Annotated in this window: 1 protein-coding gene; it reads right to left on the reverse strand. The window is 48.0% G+C overall.

All coding sequences use genetic code 11. The features are described from left to right. On the reverse strand, nt 1–2,145 hold a 2,145-nt coding region (locus EZL74_RS13040; protein ID WP_394345868.1), incomplete at both ends, for a beta strand repeat-containing protein.

Genomic DNA, 2,145 nt, shown 5'->3' on the forward strand with positions numbered 1-2,145 from the left:
CGCTGAAGGTAATTGATCCGCTGCCACCAAAACACAATGGGTTGGTGCCGTTAGCTGTCAATTCGACTTTAGTTGGGATGGTGATGGTTACTTGTTTGGTATCCGTACAGCCGTTGGCATCGGTAGCGACAATAGTATACGTACCGGAAGCCGAAGCCGAGAATGGCGAGGTAGCTGAGTTTCCGTTTACCGTATAGGTTTTAGTACCTGTTCCTCCCGTTGCGCTGAAGGTAATTGATCCGCTGCCACCAAAACACAATGGGTTGGTGCCGTTAGCYGTCAATTCGACTTTAGTTGGGATGGTGATGGTTACTTGTTTGGTATCGGTACAGCCGTTGGCATCGGTAGCGACAATAGTATACGTACCGGAAGCCGAAGCCGAGAATGGCGAGGTAGCTGAGTTTCCGTTTACCGTAAAGGTTTTAGTGCCTGTTCCTCCCGTTGCGCTGAAGGTAATTGATCCGCTGCCACCAAAACACAATGGGTTGGTGCCGTTAGCCGTCAATTCGACTTTAGTTGGGATGGTGATGGTTACTTGTTTGGTATCGGTACAGCCGTTGGCATCGGTAGCGACAATAGTATACGTACCGGAAGCCGAAGCCGAGAATGGCGAGGTAGCTGAGTTTCCGTTTACCGTAAAGGTTTTAGTACCTGTTCCTCCCGTTGCGCTGAAGGTAATTGATCCGCTGCCACCAAAACACAATGGGTTGGTGCCGTTAGCCGTCAATTCGACTTTAGTTGGGATGGTGATGGTTACTTGTTTGGTATCGGTACAGCCGTTGGCATCGGTAGCAACAATGGTATAAGTACCTGAAGCTGATGCTGTGAATGGTGAAGTAGCTGCGTTACCGTTAACCGTAAACGTTTTAGCTCCTGTTCCGCCTGTAGCGCTGAATGTAATTGAACCTGAACCACCAAAACACAATGGGTTAGTTCCATTAGCTGTTAATTCAACTTTGGTTGGAATAGTGATGGTTACTGTTTTAGCATCTGTACATCCGTTAGCATCAGTAGCTACAATGGTATAAGTACCTGAAGCCGATGCTGTGAATGGTGAAGTAGCTGCGTTACCGTTAACCGTAAACGTTTTAGCTCCTGTTCCGCCTGTAGCGCTGAATGTAATTGAACCTGAACCACCAAAACACAATGGGTTGGTGCCGTTAGCTGTCAATTCGACTTTAGTTGGGATGGTGATGGTTACTTGTTGGGTATCCGTACAGCCGTTGGCATCGGTAGCGACAATAGTATACGTACCGGAAGCCGAAGCCGAGAATGGCGAGGCAGCTGAGTTCCCGTTTACCGTAAAGGTTTTAGTACCTGTTCCTCCCGTTGCGCTGAAGGTAATTGATCCGCTGCCACCAAAACACAATGGGTTGGTGCCGTTAGCTGTCAATTCGACTTTAGTTGGGATGGTGATGGTTACTTGTTTGGTATCCGTACAGCCGTTGGCATCGGTAGCGACAATAGTATACGTACCGGAAGCCGAAGCCGAGAATGGCGAGGCAGCTGAGTTCCCGTTTACCGTAAAGGTTTTAGTACCTGTTCCTCCCGTTGCGCTGAAGGTAATTGATCCGCTGCCACCAAAACACAATGGGTTGGTGCCGTTAGCCGTCAATTCGACTTTAGTTGGGATGGTGATGGTTACTTGTTTGGTATCGGTACAGCCGTTGGCATCGGTAGCGACAATAGTATACGTACCGGAAGCCGAAGCCGAGAATGGCGAGGTAGCTGAGTTCCCGTTTACCGTAAAGGTTTTAGTACCTGTTCCTCCCGTTGCGCTGAAGGTAATTGATCCGCTGCCACCAAAACACAATGGGTTGGTACCGTTAGCCGTCAATTCGACTTTAGTTGGGATGGTAATGGTTACTTGTTTGGTATCGGTACAGCCGTTGGCATCGGTAGCAACAATGGTATAAGTACCTGAAGCTGATGCTGTGAATGGTGAAGTAGCTGCGTTACCGTTAACCGTAAACGTTTTAGCTCCTGTTCCGCCTGTAGCGCTGAATGTAATTGAACCTGAACCACCAAAACACAATGGGTTAGTTCCATTAGCTGTTAATTCAACTTTGGTTGGAATAGTGATGGTTACTGTTTTAGCATCTGTACATCCGTTAGCATCAGTAGCTACAATGGTATAAGTACCTG

The sequence above is a fragment of the Flavobacterium silvisoli genome (genome assembly GCF_004329815.1).
In the GTDB taxonomy this organism is placed as follows: domain Bacteria; phylum Bacteroidota; class Bacteroidia; order Flavobacteriales; family Flavobacteriaceae; genus Flavobacterium; species Flavobacterium silvisoli.